Below are 2,131 nucleotides of genomic sequence, written 5' to 3'. Positions count from 1 at the left end.
TTAAAAGTTGAGCAAGGGCTAAATAATCAAACATCTATAAATATTTTGTTAAACGAGCCAACTAAAAGCGCACAAGCCCAAGCGGCTATAAAGGCGCAGTATCCAAACACGCAAGTTAAAATTGTAGAACATGCAACGAGCCCACTTTGGCTGCAAGAGTTTGGTTTATCACCAATAAAATTGGGACTAGATTTAAACGGCGGTGTGTTATTTGTACTCGACGTAGATTTAGATAAAGCAATTGATGAGCAATTAGTCAGTGCGTATCAACAAGCAAAATCAATTATTATTAAGCAAAAAGCGTACGGCCTTAAAGTGCTGCAAACAGGGCACGGCTTTGAAATAAATGCACACCCAAATGGAGCGAAAAAGCTTACCCCGGTAATCAATGAGCTACAAAGTCGCTTTGCTAATTTAGCAGTTTCAACAACCAGTAATGGTGATATTAAAAATGCAAAATTCACCTATTCAGAGCAAGGGCGAAGCAACTTTGATAAAGAAGTAATGAGCCAAACGCTTACAACGCTTCGCTCACGTATAGAAGAATTAGGCATTACCGAAGCCGTCACTCAGCGCCAAGGTAAAAACCGTATACGCATAGAGCTGCCAGGCGTGCAAGACCCAACAGAGGCAAAGCGCATCATAGGTGCAACTGCATCACTTGGGTTTTATCAGTTAAAAGAAATCGGTGGGCAAACATTTGATATGCAATCGGGCGGGTCCATCAAACTTGATCCTGTGCCAATTTTTACCGGTGAGCATATTAATAACGCCACCATAGGGCGCGATGACTGGGGTAAGCCACTTGTGCAACTTAGCCTTGATGGGCAAGGCGGCGATGCGATGTCGTCGTTTTCAAAAGCTAATATTGGTAAGCCTATGGCCACGGTTTACTCTGAGTACTCTCAAAACGCTAAAGGTGAAACCGTTAAAAAAAGCGAAGTTATAAATGTAGCGAATATTGCGCAGCATTTAAGTTCACGTTTTAGTATTACCAATATGAAAAGCCAACAGGCAGCGGCCGACCTAGCACTATTATTACGCGCAGGCTCGCTAACAGCACCGGTTACTATTGTGCACGAGCAAACAATTGGCCCAAGCCTAGGTCAAGAAAATATAACTAACGGCTTGGCCGCATTGATGCTGGGCATGGGTATTACACTTGCCTTTATGGCAATGTGGTATCGCCGCTTAGGGCTTATTGCAAACGTAGCGCTGTTATTAAACTTAACGTCGCTAGTGGGGTTAATGTCGTTATTACCAGGGGTTGTGTTAACACTTCCGGGTATTGCCGGGCTGGTACTCACCATTGGTATGGCGGTAGATACCAACGTTATTATATTTGAGCGAATAAAAGAAGAGCGTAGAAAAGGCCGCTCTGCTTATCAAGCTATTCAAGAAGGTTACAAGCAAGCCGCTAACACCATATTTGATGCCAATATAACCACCATGATCACCGCGCTTATTTTATATGGAATAGGTTACGGCCCAGTTAAAGGTTTTGCCATAACATTGGCACTTGGCTTAATAACCTCGGTATTTACTGGCGTGTACGTATCAAAAGTACTAAGCCAAACGGTATATTTAAAAATGGCTAAAAAAGCAGGAGTAAATGCACATGCTTAACACTTTTTTAAAGGGCGAGGCGGGTACACGTCTGCGTTTTTCGGGCATGCTTTTAAGCGCCATACTTGTACTGCTATCGGTATTTACGCTTAGTCAAAAAGGGCTTAATTTTGGGCTCGACTTTACCGGTGGTTACCTAACAAAATTTACCACCAGCCAAGGTGTTGAGCTAAAACAACTTGAGCAATTTATTACTAAAAATCACAATGGCGAGTTTGAACTAACCGCACAAGGGAATAATCACTTTCAACTACGCGAAGCGCCCAGCGGTTCAACAGCAAATAGTAGTGATTGGCAAAGCGCCATTACACAAAATGCAGATTTTAACGCCGAGGTTTTATCATCAGCGTATATTGGCTCACAAGTGGGTGATGAACTGTTTGAACAAGGTTGTTTAGCGCTATTTTCAGCTATGGTTGCAGTAATGCTTTATCTAGCTGTACGGTTTGAATGGCGTTTAGCTGTTGGCTCTGTGGTTGCGCTAGTGCATGATTTATTACTGGTA

At 42.7% G+C, this 2,131-nt stretch carries 2 protein-coding genes; both read left to right on the top strand.

Annotated elements, in window-relative coordinates; all coding sequences use genetic code 11:
- A partial coding sequence (secD, locus tag B2R65_RS18350; protein WP_286745067.1) for a protein translocase subunit SecD occupies nucleotides 1-1,626 on the top strand: 1,626 nt, incomplete at its 5' end.
- The coding region (locus B2R65_RS18345; protein ID WP_476748312.1) for a protein translocase subunit SecF at nucleotides 1,619-2,131 on the top strand (513 nt) is incomplete at its 3' end. The genes secD and B2R65_RS18345, both read left to right, overlap by 8 nt.

The sequence above is a fragment of the Pseudoalteromonas sp. UBA2102 genome, from assembly GCF_002331165.1.
In the GTDB taxonomy this organism is placed as follows: Bacteria; Pseudomonadota; Gammaproteobacteria; order Enterobacterales; family Alteromonadaceae; genus Pseudoalteromonas; species Pseudoalteromonas atlantica.
This window is presented reverse-complemented; position numbering and strand designations above follow the sequence as displayed.